The 15,186-nt window shown below is 67.8% G+C and carries 19 protein-coding genes; 16 read left to right on the top strand and 3 right to left on the bottom strand.

Annotated features, from left to right (window positions below):
* Positions 1-434: 434 nt before the first annotated feature.
* The 5 genes from QMO14_RS15585 (at position 435) to QMO14_RS15565 (ending at position 5,996) form a co-directional block, all read left to right on the top strand.
* Complete coding sequence (locus tag QMO14_RS15585; RefSeq protein ID WP_301508155.1) at positions 435-1,166, top strand: peptidoglycan DD-metalloendopeptidase family protein; 732 nt, start codon at positions 435-437, stop codon at positions 1,164-1,166.
* Between the two features lie 118 nt (positions 1,167-1,284).
* Positions 1,285-1,467: a hypothetical protein gene (locus QMO14_RS15580; RefSeq protein ID WP_301508153.1), complete on the top strand. Its 183-nt coding sequence runs from the start codon at positions 1,285-1,287 to the stop codon at positions 1,465-1,467.
* A gap of 115 nt (positions 1,468-1,582) precedes the next feature.
* Positions 1,583-2,701, top strand: coding sequence for a DNA repair exonuclease (locus tag QMO14_RS15575; protein WP_301508151.1), 1,119 nt, complete (start codon positions 1,583-1,585; stop codon positions 2,699-2,701).
* Positions 2,698-5,325 (top strand): AAA family ATPase, encoded by a 2,628-nt coding sequence (locus QMO14_RS15570; RefSeq protein ID WP_301508149.1) that lies wholly within the window; start codon positions 2,698-2,700, stop codon positions 5,323-5,325. The genes QMO14_RS15575 and QMO14_RS15570 overlap by 4 nt, the downstream gene beginning before the upstream one ends.
* Positions 5,326-5,693: 368 nt before the next feature.
* The gene (locus QMO14_RS15565; protein WP_301508147.1) at positions 5,694-5,996 is read left to right on the top strand and encodes a hypothetical protein; all 303 of its coding nucleotides are present in this window, start codon (positions 5,694-5,696) and stop codon (positions 5,994-5,996) included.
* 13 nt (positions 5,997-6,009) lie between these two features.
* Here the strand turns inward: QMO14_RS15565 and QMO14_RS15560 are convergent, their stop codons facing one another.
* The 3 genes from QMO14_RS15560 to QMO14_RS15550 form a co-directional block, all read right to left on the bottom strand.
* Positions 6,010-6,339, bottom strand: coding sequence for a hypothetical protein (locus tag QMO14_RS15560; protein WP_301508144.1), 330 nt, complete (start codon positions 6,337-6,339; stop codon positions 6,010-6,012).
* Between the two features lie 16 nt (positions 6,340-6,355).
* On the bottom strand, positions 6,356-7,252 hold the full coding sequence (locus tag QMO14_RS15555; RefSeq protein ID WP_301508143.1) for a hypothetical protein: 897 nt from the start codon (positions 7,250-7,252) through the stop codon (positions 6,356-6,358).
* Positions 7,253-7,337: 85 nt separating this feature from the next.
* The gene (locus QMO14_RS15550; protein ID WP_301508141.1) at positions 7,338-8,030 is read right to left on the bottom strand and encodes a hypothetical protein; all 693 of its coding nucleotides are present in this window, start codon (positions 8,028-8,030) and stop codon (positions 7,338-7,340) included.
* Positions 8,031-8,650: 620 nt separating this feature from the next.
* Between QMO14_RS15550 and QMO14_RS15545 the strand changes: the two genes are divergently transcribed.
* From QMO14_RS15545 to QMO14_RS15495, 11 genes are all read left to right on the top strand, one after another.
* On the top strand, positions 8,651-8,797 hold the full coding sequence (locus QMO14_RS15545) for a hypothetical protein (protein ID WP_301508139.1): 147 nt from the start codon (positions 8,651-8,653) through the stop codon (positions 8,795-8,797).
* Positions 8,798-8,813: 16 nt separating this feature from the next.
* Positions 8,814-9,398: a prepilin peptidase gene (locus QMO14_RS15540; protein WP_301508137.1), complete on the top strand. Its 585-nt coding sequence runs from the start codon at positions 8,814-8,816 to the stop codon at positions 9,396-9,398.
* Positions 9,399-9,446: 48 nt separating this feature from the next.
* Positions 9,447-10,289, top strand: a complete 843-nt coding sequence (gene cpaB / locus QMO14_RS15535; protein ID WP_301508136.1) for a Flp pilus assembly protein CpaB — start codon at positions 9,447-9,449, stop codon at positions 10,287-10,289.
* A gap of 45 nt (positions 10,290-10,334) precedes the next feature.
* Positions 10,335-11,885: a type II and III secretion system protein family protein gene (locus tag QMO14_RS15530; protein ID WP_301508135.1), complete on the top strand. Its 1,551-nt coding sequence runs from the start codon at positions 10,335-10,337 to the stop codon at positions 11,883-11,885.
* 11 nt (positions 11,886-11,896) lie between these two features.
* The gene (locus QMO14_RS15525) at positions 11,897-12,196 is read left to right on the top strand and encodes a hypothetical protein (RefSeq protein ID WP_301508134.1); all 300 of its coding nucleotides are present in this window, start codon (positions 11,897-11,899) and stop codon (positions 12,194-12,196) included.
* Positions 12,197-12,343: 147 nt separating this feature from the next.
* Positions 12,344-12,550: a Flp family type IVb pilin gene (locus QMO14_RS15520; RefSeq protein ID WP_301508132.1), complete on the top strand. Its 207-nt coding sequence runs from the start codon at positions 12,344-12,346 to the stop codon at positions 12,548-12,550.
* 91 nt (positions 12,551-12,641) lie between these two features.
* On the top strand, positions 12,642-12,818 hold the full coding sequence (locus QMO14_RS15515; protein WP_301508130.1) for a Flp family type IVb pilin: 177 nt from the start codon (positions 12,642-12,644) through the stop codon (positions 12,816-12,818).
* Between the two features lie 107 nt (positions 12,819-12,925).
* The gene (locus QMO14_RS15510) at positions 12,926-13,102 is read left to right on the top strand and encodes a Flp family type IVb pilin (RefSeq protein ID WP_301508128.1); all 177 of its coding nucleotides are present in this window, start codon (positions 12,926-12,928) and stop codon (positions 13,100-13,102) included.
* A 42-nt stretch (positions 13,103-13,144) separates the two neighbouring features.
* Entirely contained in the window at positions 13,145-14,416 is a 1,272-nt protein-coding gene (locus QMO14_RS15505; RefSeq protein ID WP_301508126.1) for a pilus assembly protein TadG-related protein, read from the top strand.
* Positions 14,417-14,455: 39 nt separating this feature from the next.
* Positions 14,456-14,917, top strand: a complete 462-nt coding sequence (locus QMO14_RS15500) for a TadE/TadG family type IV pilus assembly protein (protein WP_301508124.1) — start codon at positions 14,456-14,458, stop codon at positions 14,915-14,917.
* On the top strand, positions 14,914-15,186 hold a 273-nt coding region (locus tag QMO14_RS15495; RefSeq protein ID WP_301508123.1), incomplete at its 3' end, for a TadE/TadG family type IV pilus assembly protein. The genes QMO14_RS15500 and QMO14_RS15495, both read left to right, overlap by 4 nt.

Raw genomic sequence — 15,186 nt, 5'->3', positions numbered from 1 at the left:
CCCGGCCCGCCTGCGAGCCATGCGGAAATCGCTCCGGGAAAGACGTCGAAAAAAGAAACATCCTTCCGCGCTCGACTGTTATTAATTGGCAGGACCTGTAACCATATAAGGGATATTCAAACAAAATCTGAAAATCCGGAATTTCAAAAAAGATGCGCAACGCTGTTGAATGCGAATTTTCAAGGGCATCCATGAAGTCGGCGACATCCTATTACCCGATGTAGTCCCAATTCACCGTGGGCGCCGTCTTCCGGTGAATTCCTCCGGGCAATTCGGCCGCATTTCCCGGGCCGGCCCGCAGGCGCCGCGCGAGGCGAAAAGCCTTGAAACCGGAGGAACGCCCCGCGACTGCTGTTAGCCTTCCCGGATTCTTCGAGCGCGACCCCGAGGCACCCGGGAGCGCGAGATTCAGGTTGTCAGGAAGGAATCCGGTGGTGGTTTTGACAGGAAGGAACTGGCGCGCGGGCGTTGTGCTTGCAGCGGCATTGATGGTGGCGGCGTGCTCCACGTCTCCCAAGGCGCCGGTGGCGGGGCCGGGCGAGTACGTCGTCCAGCCGGGAGACACGCTCTATCGCATCGCGTCGAAGTACGGCCGTTCGCTCGGCGACATCGCGCGCTGGAACAACCTGCAGGACCCCGACAAGCTCGAAGCCGGCCAGGTGCTGCGCGTGGTCCCCCCGGGCGGCGCCGCTTCGGCGGAGCCGTCGCCGGGCCGCGAACGACCCGAGCGCTCCGAACGCGCGGAGCGCCCCAGGCCACCGCGCGACCTGGCACCGGAGCCGGCCGCCCCGCCCGCGTCGCGGCGCAGCGACTGGGCCTGGCCAGCGCCGGGCCAGGTCGTCACCGGCTTCAACGGCACCAGCAGCAAGGGCATCGACATCGCCGGAAGCCCGGGCGACCCGGTGGCGTCCATCGGCGCCGGCAAGGTGGCTGTAACCGAGACGCTGCGCGGCTACGGCAGCGTGGTAATGGTCGACCACGGCGGTTCATATATGTCGGTCTACACCAACCTGCGCGCTGTGCAGGTCAAGCAGGGCCAGCAGGTGAAGCAGGGCCAGAAGCTCGCCGAGATCGGCAGCGCCGACGGCGCGCGCGCACGGTTGCACTTCGAGATCCGCTACCGCGGCAACGCCGTCGACCCGCGCCGGTACCTGCCGGCGAAGTGAGCCGTACGGCCGCAGGGGGCGCACCGCCTCTTGCGAATGGCATCCCCCGAATTGGCGATATCGCGGCGCCCGCGAAGTGCTCAGACTCCGGCCCTGATTCTTCAAAAAAGGGGCGGCAATGGAACTCGTGCATTGGGTGTTCGTCATTCTCGGCATCGCGCTGGCGCTGACCATGCAGTGGGTTCTGCTTGCCCCGTTCAGCCTCGAATGGCGGCCGCTGCGCGAACAGATCGCCGAGCAGGTCACCCAGTCGGCCGCTTTGCTGCAGGAGTGCTCGGCCGCCGGCGATTCCCAGACCTGACACGCTCGCGCCCCACGCGGGGGCCGTACGAGTCCGCGCGCCCTCTAAGATGCTCGCTGTTCAGAAATGACGTGAGTGATGCAGACGCGGTAGGCAAAGAGGAGGGCCACGACGCATGATTTCTTTGCTCCACACCGCGGACTGGCAGATCGGCCGCGTGTTCTCGCAATTCGAGCCCGACGATGCCTCGGCGCTGTTCGAGGCGCGCTTCAAGGTGGTCGAGCGGCTCGCCGCCATCGCCACCGAGCGCAAGGTCGACGCCGTGCTGGTCGCGGGCGACGTGTTCGACCTGCAGACCGTCTCGGACAAGACCATCCGCCGCATGTTCAACGCCATGCAGGGCTTCACCGGACCTTGGCTGCTGATTCCGGGCAACCACGATTCCGCGCTGAGCGAATCCGTCTGGAGCAGGGCCCAGCGGCTGGGCGCCGTCGCGCCGAACGTCGTCTGCTGCCTGGAGCCCAGTCCGCACACCGTGGCCGGCAAGTTCACGCTGCTGCCCGCGCCGCTCACGCAGCGCCACACCTATGGCGACCTCACGGAGTGGTTCGCCGCCGCCGAGCTGGAGGATGAAAGCCTGCCCCGCGTCGGCCTCGCGCACGGCAGCGTGCAGGGCATCCTCTCGGAAGACATCGACTCGACCAACCCCATCGCCGCCGGCCGCGCCGTGCAGGCCGGCCTCGACTACCTCGCGCTCGGCGACTGGCACGGCACGCGGCAGATCGACGAGCGCACCTGGTACGCCGGCACGCCCGAGACCGACCGGTTCCGCGCCAACGACTCCGGCCAGGCCCTGCTGGTGCGCATCGACGGCCGCGGCGCGCTGCCGGCGGTCGAGCCAGTGCGCACGGGCCAGTTCGACTGGCAGCAATGGGAGCCACGGCTGGCCGTGCCTTCCGACATCGACGAGCTGGTGCGCAAGCTCGAGCAGATCGGCAGCGGCGACGTGCTGCTGTTGCGCGCCCAGGGCAGTTGCGACCTCGCCGGGCACAACCGGCTGAACGCAGCCCTCGATGCCGCCCGGGCCCGCGCCCGCGCGCTGGTGTGGGAAGGCGAAGCGCTGCGGCTGGAGCCGACCGAAGACGACATCCAGGCGCTGCATGCCGACGGCTTCGTCGGCGAGGCGCTCCAGGCATTGCGCGAGCAGCAGGGCGGCGCCGATGCCGAACTGGCGCGCAACGCACTGCTCACGCTCGCGCGAATCCTCGGTACGCAGCCGGGAGCCGCCGCATGAAGCTGCAGCGCCTTCGCATCGAGAACTTCAAGCTTTTCCGCGCGCCGCTCGAAATCGACGGGCTGACGGACGGGCTCAATCTTTTCGCCGCGCCGAACGAGTCAGGCAAATCGACCGTCGCAGAGGCGATACGCGCCGCGTTCTTCGAGCGCCATCGCTCCAGTGCGGTCGAGCATCTGCGGCCCTGGGGCGAAAGCTCGGCGACGCCGATGGTCGAGGTCGATTTCGAACTCGACGGCAAGCGCTACCGGCTCACCAAGGCCTTCCTCGGCAAGAAGCGCTGCGAGCTCGTGATCGACGGCCGCGCCATGGACGGCGCGGTGGCCGAAGACCACCTGGCGGCCCTGCTGGGCTTCCGCTTTCCGGGCAAGGGCGCCAGCACGCCCGAGCACATGGGCATTCCGGGGCTGCTGTGGATCAAGCAGGGCACCTCGCACGACATCGCCAGCGCGGTGGGCTTCGCCAGCGATCATCTGCGCAACGCGCTCGGCGAATCGCTGGGCGAACTGGCCTCCAGCAACGGCGACGCGGTGCTCAAGGCGGTGGAGACCGAGCGCAACGAACTGCTGACACCCGCAGCCGGCACGCCGCGCGGCGCCTACGCCGATGCTCTCAAGCTGCGCACCGAACTCGAAGCCGAACTCGAGCGGCTGCACGCCGACATCGAGTCGTATCAATCAGGCGTCGACCGCCTCTCCAATCTGCGGCGCGACCATCAACGCGACGATGCCGCGCGGCCGWGGGCCGCATTGCGTGAGCAACTCGTCGTCGCGCAGCAGCGGCTCGACGAAGCCCGGGGCCTGGACGAGAAGAAGACCGCGCAGGAAGCCGCGCTGAGGCAGATCGCCGCGCAGGTGAACTCGTGGCGCACCCAGCTGCAGGCGATGGAGCGCGAAGAAGGCTCGCTCGCCCTGCGGGAGAAGAACCTGCTGGCAAAACAGGACGGCCTGGCCAAGGCCCTCGGCGAACTGCAGGCCTGGGAGCCTCGCCATGCGGCCGCGACGAAGGCCGATGCCGAGGCGCGTGAAAACCTCCGTCTGGCGCGGCAGGCTGCCTCGCGCATCGCGCAGGAGAAAACGGTCGAAAGCCTGGCCGAGCAGCTCGCCGCGCTCTCGCAGAGTCACGAGAAAGCGAAGGCCGAGCAGGAAAAAGTCACCCGCCTGCAGGCCGAGGCCCAGGCGCTCGCGGTGCCGGATGGCGAACTCAAGCGGCTGCGCCACTGGGCGGACGCGCTTCGCACGGCGCAGGCGAAGCTCGACGCGGTGGCCACGGCCCTGGAGTTCGAACTGCAGCCCGGCGCCAAGGTCCGCGTCGCGGGCGCGGAGCTGTCGGGCTCGCAGCGCCAGACCGTCATCGCCCGCACCGACATCGAGATCGAAGGTGTGGGCCGAATCAGCGTGCTGCCGGGCGGCGCGGACCTCGAAAGCCTCGCCATCGAGCGCGACCGCGCGCGTGACGAACTCGCGGCGCTGCTGCAGGGCCTGCGCGCGGAAAGCGTGGCGGCGGTCGAGGAGCGAGCGCGGCAACAAGTGCTGCGCAAGGGCGAAGCCGGCGCCGCGGAAGCCGTGCTGGCCGCGCTGGCTCCCAAGGGCCTCGGCACGCTCGCCGCCGACGTGGCGACGCGCGAAGCCCGTCTCGCGGAAGCCCGGCAGGTGCTGCAGGCGATGCCATCCGTGCAGGCTGCAGGCGCTGCCGTGCCTTCGGCCGAGTCGGAAGAGGCCGCCGCTCGCGCAGCGCTGGAGGCTGCCTCCGCTGCCCTCAACGACGCCAGGGTGGCGGCCGGCAACGCACGCGAACAGGTGAAAGCCGCCGAAGACGAACTCGCCGCCGTCAAGGCCACTCTCAACGACCCCGCACGCGCCGGCAGGAAGACCGAAGCCGGCGGCGCGTTGACCGATGCGCTGGCGCAGCAGTCGGCGATGCAGGACAAGCTCGCGGAACTGGCCCAGCGCCTTCAGACCGTCAACCTGCCGGTGCTCGCGCAGGACGTGGAGCGGCTGGAGCGCAGCGCAAGGCAATCCGAGGCCGCGCACAGCCAGCGGGCAACCGAAATCACCCGGCTCGAAGTCGAGCTGGAAACCAAGGGCGCGCTCGGCCAGGAAGAAGCCGCCTCGGAGAAGCAGCGCGAACTCGAACACGCCACGCGCCGTTGTGCCGAACTCGAACGGCGGGCGAGGGCGCTCGACCATCTGCTGAAGCTGCTGCGCGAGAAGCGCTCCGCCCTGGCGCGGCGCCTGCGCGCGCCGCTGCAGAAGCATCTCGACCACTATCTGCAGATTCTTTTCCCCGGCGCGCAGATCGAGGTCGGCGACGATCTCTCGCCCGGCCGCATCACGCGCCAGGGCCTGCGCGGCGCCCAGAGCGGCGAGTTCGACGAGCTCAGYGTGGGCGCGCGCGAGCAGATGGGCGTGGTCGCCCGGCTGGCCTACGCGGACCTGCTGAAGGAAGCGAACAAGCCGACGCTGCTGATCCTCGACGACGCGCTGGTGAACACCGACGAGGAGCGCCTGCGGCAGATGAAGCGGGTGCTGTACGACGCGGCGCAGCGGCACCAGATCCTGATCTTCAGCTGCCACCCCGAGGCATGGCGCGACCTGGGTGTGGTGGCTCGAAGCATTCCCTGAAGCTGTCTTCCAGTTTTGGCGGCTCGACGTGCGGGCGCAAGCCCGGCCGGTTTCATGCAAGTGGTTTCCCGGTAGTCCAACTCGTCGAGCCGCCGCCCCGTTTTGGCGTGGCTATACTGCGCCGGTCGCGTCAAAAAAGACGTGATCGGGATTGGCCTCCCACTGAAACCGCTGCGACGCAAGCCGCAGTTTTCCCGCAGGGTCTGCGGCTTCTTCATTTGAGCTTCCGGTTTTGGCGGCTCGATGGGCGGGCGCGAGCCCGGCCGGTTTCACGCAAGTGGTTTCCCGGTAGGCCAACCCGTCGAGCTGCCGCCCCGATTGGCCTCGGTGCGTCGGTTTCAGAAACACGAAACCCTTGGAGCCCACTCATGGCTGTATCCGCACGCGTCTCTTCCACTTCCAAATCTTCCGCCTCACAGAGCGCCGAGCTGCTCGCACTGCAGCTGTGCGACGACATCGGCGGCCTTCAATCGATGCAGCGCGCGTATGCGTGCCTCGAAAAGCTCATCGTCCAGCAAGGGGTGGGTGACACGCAGGAGGTCTATCCGAGCCGGGCCGAACTTGCGGCGCTGGTGGGTGTGGTCAACGAGGAGCTGCAACGGCGGATCGACGCGGCGGACGCCACAGCGCAATCGCTGCGCGCCGGCCTTGGAAAAGCCGGCACGCAGTGAACATGCTCGCCGGCTACTTGTTCGCCGGCACGAAGAAAAGATACTCGCCGCGCCCCAGCTCGGGCGTGATCGTGTAGCCGGCGCACAGGTCTTCCGTGCACTGGATGACGATCACGCGCGGCCAGATGGTCGCGGCCGTGGGGTAGCCCGGCAGGTACTGCGGCACGTGCCACACGCCAAGGGCGCCGACCGGCAGCGCGTTCTCGGTGCCGCGCGCGTTCTGCAGGCCGCTGCCCATGTTCATGCGCTCGACGCGCAGCGGCTGCTGCTGCACGGCCGCGGCCGCCGCCGTGCTGGCCGCGCAGCAGGCGGCCAGCCAGAGGATGAGTACGGACTTGGTCATCTGGCGCTCCGGGCGGTCATTGCGCGGCGGGCGCCGGGTGCGGCGCGGCCGCGAAGTCGTCGGAGCGCTGCTCGAGCATGCGCGACGCCGCGCGGATGGATTCCGCTTCGGCCGGGTCGATCGGCGTCACCGTGCCGCTGACGACGGGCATCGTGACCACGCCGGTGTCTTCGGCGGTGGCCACGGCCTGCTGCTGCGGGACAGGGGCGGCTTCCGCGATGGGTGCGCGAGTTGGTTGCAGCGGAGCCGGGGTGGCCGGCGCAACGACGGCCACGGGCTGCGGAGCCACAGGGGCAGGTGCCGGCACAGGTGCGGGCGCTGCCGCCGCCACCGGGCGCACCGGCGAAGCGGCCGCGCCGCTGGCCGAAGCCTGCGGTCCGTAGGCGGCGACGCGCTCTTGCGCCGTCATCGACTGCGGGCATTTCGTGCCGGTCATCTCCAGCGCGGCCATGGCGGACGGGTCCATGCAGTCCATGGCGAGCGAGGCCGCCTTCATCCCCTTGTTCCAGAGTTCGCGGCTCATCTTCAGGCGCTTGCAGTGCTCGTCGGTCCAGGTGGTGCCGAAGCTCAGGCCGACGCCCGGGCCGTTCGCGCTGGCGCTGCTGCTGCCCATGCAGGTGTCGTTGCTCGTCGTCAGGTTGGGGCCGTTGACCGACGGCACGTTCTTGATCGTGTAGCTGCCCTGGTAGTCGACGGTGTTCGTCGTTGCGCCGGTGTTGTTGACGTTCTGGTTGCTGGTCATCGTCGAGGTCACGCTCGCCGGACTCGAAAACGTCACCGATTGGCTGTTGCCCTGCGCCGACGTGGTCGCCGAGCTGGACGACCCGTTGTTCGCGCCCGTGTTGGTGTTGGTCTGTTGGGCGAAGGCCGCCGCGGAACAGCCCAGCAGTGCGAGAAAAATCAGCTTCTTCATTTTTTCGACTCCTTTGAGGACCACCGGGGAGAGGGCATCAGCCGCTCTCCCCATTGGCAGGTTCAGCAACCGGTTTGCGCGAAGCTCAGGGAGCCGACGCGGTCGAGGTCGCGCCGGCCGTGCCGCCGGTGCCGCCACCGTTGGTGAAGCCGCCGGCATTGCCCCATGCGAAGTTGGTGACGCCGAAGGAACCGCCCGTGGAGCCGGCCGTGGCCGAGGTGCTGGTGCCGTTGATCGGGCCGTTGACCGCGCCCGACGATGCGTTGTAGCCCGAGGTGGTGGTCGAGGTGCGGGTCACCACGGCGATGCCGCCGCCGGGGCCGGCTGCCGTCGCGGCCGTGTTGTTGGTGATCGAAGCCGCGGAGCCGCCCGCGCTGCCGCTCACGTGCGTGGCGCCGCCCGCGGCGTAGTTGGCGTTGCCAGCCGAGGTCGCATTGGCGGAAGCATTGGCGCCGCCCGTGGCCAGGCCGTTGCCGGTCGTCACGGCCATGCTGGTCACGCGGCCGGTGGTGGTGGCCGAGCCGCCCGCCGTCGCACCGCCGATGGCGAAGCCCGGAACCGCGAACGCACTGCCCGAAGCGTTGGCGTTGGCCGACGAGCCCGACATGGCCGAGTTGTAGCTCAGCGCGCTGCCCGTGCCGGAGCTGGCGGCCGTCGATCCGGCGGCGCTGGAAGAGCCGGTCGTGGTGGACGTTGCGGCGACCGCGGTGCTGCCGACCGTTGCCGAAGCGACGCTGCCGACCAGGACGACTGCAATGGCGATGAGAGTCTTCTTCATGATGCTTCCTCGAGTGATGTGGAACAAACCCGATCGCCGGACCACCCGGCCATCAGCTGCGGTCCGTGACGCTCTGTGGAGTGGCTTGCGTGACGACCGGAGTGCAGTTTCCGCGTCGGGGAAGCAACGAAAAATGCCCTGTGCTGGGTAGTGCGAGGCTATTGCGAAAGATGTGGCCGACGGCGTTTTCCGCGGTGCGGAAAAACGCGCTCGCCACACGATGGCCGCCATCGCCACGAAGGCTCTGGCGGGGCCTTCATGGACCATGGCAACCAGATGCAAGCGAGGTAATGGAATCTGCGGGCGCACAGCGGGCATGCCCGGGGCCCGCCGTCCGAAAAACACCGTCGCCGCACGCTACCTTCGGGGCTGAGCGACCCCGCGAAGGCACTGCCGCGGGCCCGTTGACCTGGCCGTTCCGCCATCTGTCCGTTGTCACGCCGCGCCCGGGCGCTTTGTCCTGCCCGCATGGTTGCGCGCCCGGGGGATTTGTCTCCCCAACAAAAGGGCGCAGCGCTCATGTGCGAATGCGGGCCGATTCCTACAGTCATCCCCATGGTCCGACGCCCAAGCCCAAGCGGGGCGGCAGGCAGTCGGAACCGCACAACCGGGGAACACGCATGGAACTGCTCGCACTGCTGCCGACGACCTTCATGAACCTGCTGCGCGAAGACGCGGGCATGTCGTTCATGGAGTTCGCGCTCATCGGGGCGCTGGTGATGGTCGTGCTGATGCTCCTTCTGCTGGCCATCCGGCGCGGCGCCTGAACCCGGGGAGACCGAAATGCAGGAATTCGACGCCGTCCTCGAACTGCTGGCAATGCTGGCTACCGACCTTCGCATGCTCGCGCTGTTCGCGCTGCTGGTCGTGGCTGCCGTCAGCGACTGGCGTTCCTACCGCATTCCCAACTGGCTGACCTTCGGCGGCGCGCTCTTCGCGCTGGTGTACGGCACCCTGGCCGCACGCACGCCGGCCGTGGGGGCCGCCAGCGCATTCGGCGGGCTGGGCATCGGTTTCGCGGCGATGGTGCCGTTCTACGTGATCGGGATCATGGGCGCCGGCGACGTGAAGCTGATGGCCATGGCCGGCGCCTTCATCGGGCCCGAGCAGACGCTGATGGCGGTGCTCTTCACCTTCATTGCCGGCGGCGTGGCGGCCATGGGCTTCGCGATCCACCGGCGCCGCGTGGGGCACATGCTGGCCAACGTGAAGGACGCCGCCCAGGGCGTGATGCTCTCGGGCATGGCCGGCGTGCGCCCCTCGGGACGCATCGACGCGAGCCTGTCCATCGGAAAGCTGCCCTACGGCATCTGCATCGCGGCGGGCACCGTGCTCGAAGTTCTCGCGCACCAGCTGGGCTACGTCTAGCCCTTCAAGGTCGGTTCTCTTTCCATCTCATCTGCGACGGAGGTTCACATGAAGAACATCAAGGCGATCGGGCTGATCCTTCTGGCCCTGCTGACGGGGCTGGCGGCCGCTGTCTACGCGGCGGGGTGGATCTCGAAACAGGGCGGCATCGCGTCGAACAAGGTCGTGGTCGCGGCCGTCGACATCGAGCTGGGCAGCCGCGTCAACCCGCAGATGCTCACCACGGTCGACTGGCCCAGCGGCTCGGTGCCCAACGGCGCGTTCAGCGACATCAAGGCGCTCGACGAGCGCGTGGTGAAGGTCGGCGTGCTGCGCGGCGAGGCGGTCATCGAGGGCAAGCTGGCCCCGGTGGGCACGCAGGGCGGCCTTTCCGCCGTGATCGCCAGCGGCAAGCGGGCGATGACGGTGCGCGTCAACGACGTGGTGGGCGTGGCGGGCTTCGCGCTGCCTGGCAACTACGTCGACGTGATGGTCAACGCCCAGCAGGACAAGGGCCGCGGCGAAGAGGCCCTGCAGATCAGCAAGACCGTGCTCGAGAAGGTGCTGGTGCTGGCGGTGGCGCAGGAAGCCAACCGCGACGACACCAAGCCGAAGGTGGTGAGCGCCGTGACGCTGGAGCTTTCGCTCGAGGACTCCGAGAAGCTCGACCTGGCCCGCAGCGTGGGCACGCTGTCCCTGGTGCTTCGCAACCAGATGGACAAGACCACGGTGGCCACCGACGGCATCACCAAGGGCCAGCTCTTCGGCGCGAAGGAGCTCGTGCAGGTCGCCGCGACGGCACCCGCGCCGGCTCCGGCCCGTCCGCGTGTCCAGCGCGCGGTGCCCGCGGCACCCGCTTCAGATTGCGTGGAAGTGATCCAGAACGCGGCCCGCTCGCTGACCTGCTTCTGATTGCCTCTGACTGCTTCCTACACGAACCGACAGGAGGAACACCAAGTGCGCCATATCTCCACCACCCTCGCCAGCCTGCTGGCGACCCTTGCGACCGTGTCGGCTCCCGCCGCGGCCGCGGAGGCCGCCGCCGCAACTGCTTCAACCGTGGCCGCCATGCCGGCGACCGCCATCGTCGCAGTGCCGCCGGCGGTCGCCGGCAGCACTGCCAACGGCACCCGCCGCTGCACCGCCATCATTCCCGACGACCAGCCGACGCAGGCCGTGCTGGGCAAGTCGGTCGTCATTCCGCTGAAGGCGCGCGTGGTGCGCATCGTGGTCAGCGGCCAGCCGCCGGGCCGCGCGCCAGTGCCCGCTGCTGCCGCGGCGGCCGTGCCCGCGGGCATGCAGCCGGTCGCGGCGCCGGCGGCCAACGCCAACAACGGCGACGGCATCGCCGACGTCGACGTCACGCTGCTGAGCCCGACCGACCTGTTCTTCCGCGGCCGCCAGGCGGGCTCGATGAACGTGGTGCTGCAAAGCGCCGATGGCGCCTGCTACATCAAGGACGTGGTCGTCACCATCGACCCGATGGCGCTGCAGGCCAAGCTGGCCGAGCTGATGCCCGAGGAGCGGCGCATCCAGGTGCGCAGCGCCGAGAAGTCGATCGTGCTCACCGGCGAGATCAGCGACGCGCTCAAGCTCGACGACGTGATGAGCCTGGCCTCGGCCTACGGCGCCGACGGCAAGAAGGTGGTGAACCTGCTGCGCGTGGCGACGCCGCAGCAGGTGATGCTCGAAGTGAAGATCGCCGAGGTGAGCAAGACGCTGCTCGACAGGCTGGGCGGGGGCATCAACGTCTCGCGCACGAGCAGCGGCGGGTTGAACACGTCCTCGCTGATCTCGAATTTCCTCAGCGGCGGCGGCGGCCTGGTGCAGGCGCTGCGCATCGGCCGCGGCACGTTGGCCATCGACGGCCAGAAGGACGACGGCCTGGTGCGCATCCTCGCGGAACCGAACATCATGGCCATCAGCGGGCAGCAAGCCAGCTTCCTGTCGGGCGGCAAGATCTTCATTCCGGTGGCGCAGAACGCGGCCGGCGGCGGCGGCACCAACATCACGCTGGAAGAGAAGGAGTTCGGCATCGGGGTCAAGTTCACGCCCACGGTGCTCAACGGCAACCGGGTCAACCTGAAGATGGTGTCCGAGGTTTCGGACCTGTCGCAGACCGGCTCTCCGTTCACCACCGTCGGCGGCGTCACGGCAGTGCTGCCTTCGCTCACGGTGCGGCGTGCCGACACCACCGTGCAGCTCAACGACGGGCAGAGCTTCGTCATCGCCGGCCTCATCAAGGCCAACGTGACGGAGTCGATCAAGCGCTTTCCGGGGCTGGGCGAGGTGCCGGTGATGGGCGCGCTGTTCCGAAGCACCGAGTTCCAGAACGAGCAGACCGAGCTGATGTTCGTCATCACGCCGCGCCTGGTGCGTCCGCTGGCCGAAGCGCCCCAGGTGCCGACGGACAACCACGTCGTTCCAAGCCGCGCCGAGGTCTATTTCAACGGAGCGCTCGAGAGCTCCACCCCGGCCCCGGCCGCCCCCGACAGCGAAACCAAGTGAGGAGCTCCGCCATGTTCATCATCGCCAGAACGACCACCGTCGCGCTCGTGTGCCTGCTGGGCGCCAGCTGCTCGCACGTCACGCCCAACTACGACGCGCGCTTCGGCGACGCGGTGCGCGACGCGAAAAGGAAGATGACCATCAACCCCGACGCCGGCAAGAGCGGCGACACCGCCACCGGCATGGACGGCCGCGCGGCGCGCGAGGCGATGAACCAGTACCACGAGTCGTACAAGACGCCGCCGCCGGCGGTGAACGTCATCAACATCGGCGGGCAGATCGGCGGCCAGAGCGCTGGTACGTCGAAGTGATGCGCGAGCCGCGCATTCATCGAACCGCTTCACTCGAGTTTTTATGGAAAGGAGAGCGCCCAGACCTGCAATGAACCTTCTTCCCCATCAAGTCGATTTCTTCAAACCCGTTGTTTTCCCAATGTTCAACCTTGAAAGGAAAGAACCATGAAAAGCTTTCTCCAGGCCATCGGCCAATCGACCCGCGGCTTCCTGCGCGAAGAAGAGGGCGCGCAGGTCGTCGAGTACGCGCTGATCATCGCGGTCGTCTCGATCGCGCTGGTTGTCGCGCTGAGGGCGCTCACCACGGGGGCGACCTTCACGGACTTCATCGCCCGCGTCAACACCTGCCTGACCACGGCGAACTGCACCTGACGAAGGAGAGGTGCGAGCTGGGCCGTGCCCGGCTCGTTGCCTGTCCTCCGCTGCATCGCATTCTTTCCAACACGGAAAAAGGAGCAACTCCATGTTCAAGTCATTCCTGCGAGACGAGAGCGGCGCCCAGGTCGTCGAGTACGCACTGATCATCGCGGTCATCTCCATCGCACTGATCATCGCGTTGAGGGCGCTCACCACGGGAGCGACCTTCACGAACTTCATCGCCCGCGTCAACACCTGCCTGACCACGACGAACTGCATCTGAAGAGACTTCTGCGGAGGAAAGCCGACCGTTCCGACTGGATCAGCTTTCATCCGCAATTCGAGCCGGCTTCACATGATTGTCTTCACCAACGAAACGGGGTCATCACCATGCTCAAGTCATTCCTGGCAGACGACAGCGGCGCCCAAGTCGTCGAGTACGCCTTGATCATCGCCATCGTTTCCATAGCGCTGGTGCTCGCACTGCAGCCATTGTCGATCGCAACGAGCTTCGGATCTCTCGTCGCACGCATCGCGACCTGCCTGAGCGCAGCGGCCTGCGTCTGAAGCGGGCGCCGTCTTCTTCACCGTCGAGCAGGAAGAATGACCATGAAAACCGACCGCTCCCATCGTCGTCAGCGCGGCGCGATGGTCGTTACCGCCGCGCTGTTCCTGCTGTTCCTTCTTGGCTTCATGGGCCTCGCGCTCGACTTCGGTCACCTGTTCATCGTCAAGACCGAGTTGCAGACTGCCGTTGACAGCTGCGCCCTCGCCGCAGCGCGGGAACTCGACGGACAGGGCACCGCGATCACGCGGGCGGTAAGCGCCGGCCAGTCCGCGGGCAATTCCAACCGAGTGAACATGCAATCGCCCACCTGGAGCGGCAAAGGCCAGATCGTCGCTGCCGACATCACATTCCGCGACTCGGCCTACGCGGCGACCACCACGCCCGCCGCTGCGCGCTACGCGCAATGCATGCATACCCAGCCCAACGTCAACATCTGGCTCATGAAGGCCTTGGGCGCCTTCTCGGGCGACGCCGCCGGCAACCCCGCCACCCGCAGCGTCACCGCGAGCGCGGTGGCCACCCGGGCCAGCGCGCAGAGCGCATGTCCCATCCCCGTGGCCGCGAAGCCCAAGACCGGCGGCACGGCGCCCAACTACGGCTTTGCCGTCGGCGAGTGGGTGACGCTCATCATGGCGCAGAACGCCGCCACGGGGGGGCAGATCGGCTGGGCCAACCTGGACGGCAGCAACAGCGCCTCCGAAACCGAGGCCGAGCTCAACGGCCGCTGCGGCGCAAAGGTGGGCGACACGGTAGGTACGCCGGGCGTGCAGACCTCGGTGGCCGATGTGTGGAATCAGCGCTTCGGCATCTACAAGAACAACAGCGATCCGAGCACGGCGCGGCCGGACTACACCGGCTACGCATACACCTCGCTCAACTGGCCTGCGCAGTTCAATGCCTACAACGGCGCACCAGGCGCAGGGGCACCCGCCAGCGCGCAGAACTTCGTGACCAAGCGCGCCGCCTTCGCATCGTGCGCCGACACGGGAACCAAGGTGAAGGGGGCGAACAGCTGCGAGTCGATCACCGGGCTGTCGCTCAACAGCTTCCAGAAGCTGGCCGCGCCGGGCAATGTCGCCGGAGGCCACATGCAGTACGGCCTCGACCGGCGCTTCGTGACGGTGCCGGTCATCGATGGCGGCAATCATGTGATCGACTACCTCTGCATGCTGATGCTGCAGCCGTTGAGCATTCCGATGACCGACACGCAGCTGGAATTCCTCGGCAACGCCGGTGCCGCCGGTAGCCCCTGCACCACCAGCGGGCTGGCGGGCGGAACGGCGGGGCCGCTGGTGCCGGTGCTGGTGAGATGAGTAGAGAAGAAAAGAGAACGGAAGAAAGGAGCGCATGCCATGAAGCAGCCATCCCGTCGCACTCAGCAAGGCGTTGCGCTGGTCGAGCTGGCGCTGATCATCCCGATGCTGCTGTTGCTGACCTTCATCACCACCGAGTTCGGCCGCGCGATGTACGAGTACAACGCGGTCGTCAAGTCGACGCGAGACGCTGTGCGCTACCTGTCGGTGCAGACGCCGGGCACGAACGTCACGCAGGCGCGCAACCTGGTGGTGTACGGCAACACGGCCGGCACCGGCTCGCCACTGGCGCGGGGGCTAAGCCTGGCGAACGTGCCGGCGGGCACCTGCTGCACCTGGCAAGCGGCCGGCTCGGCCCCGATCATCACCACGGTGACGGTGCGGGTCAGCGGCTACACCTTCCATTCGCTGTTCCCATCGGTGATCGGTGTCGTCTTCGCGGACGCGAACGGCAACATCGCGTTCAGCGACATCACCGCCAGCATGAGGGCGCCATCATGAGAAGAAGCCAAGCCCGCCGCAACGGCGGCGCGACAACGGTCGAGTTCGCCCTGGGGCTGATCGTCTTCCTCATGTTCACGCTGGGCATCGTGGACTTCGCGCGCATGCTCTTCACCTGGAACGCGGCGCAGGAGGCGACGCGCGCCGGGGCCCGCTACGCCGTCGTGTGCGACGACACCACGCAGCAGGCGCAGGTGCTCGCGCGCATGAAGACGCTGCTGCCGCAAATCAGCACCGTGTCGGTGGCGTGGCTGCCCTCGGGCTGCACG

The sequence above is a fragment of the Variovorax sp. CAN15 genome, from assembly GCF_030462475.1.
GTDB lineage: Bacteria > Pseudomonadota > Gammaproteobacteria > Burkholderiales > Burkholderiaceae_C > Variovorax.
The sequence above is the reverse complement of the archived record's forward strand: the minus strand, read 5'-3'. Positions and strand labels throughout refer to the sequence as shown.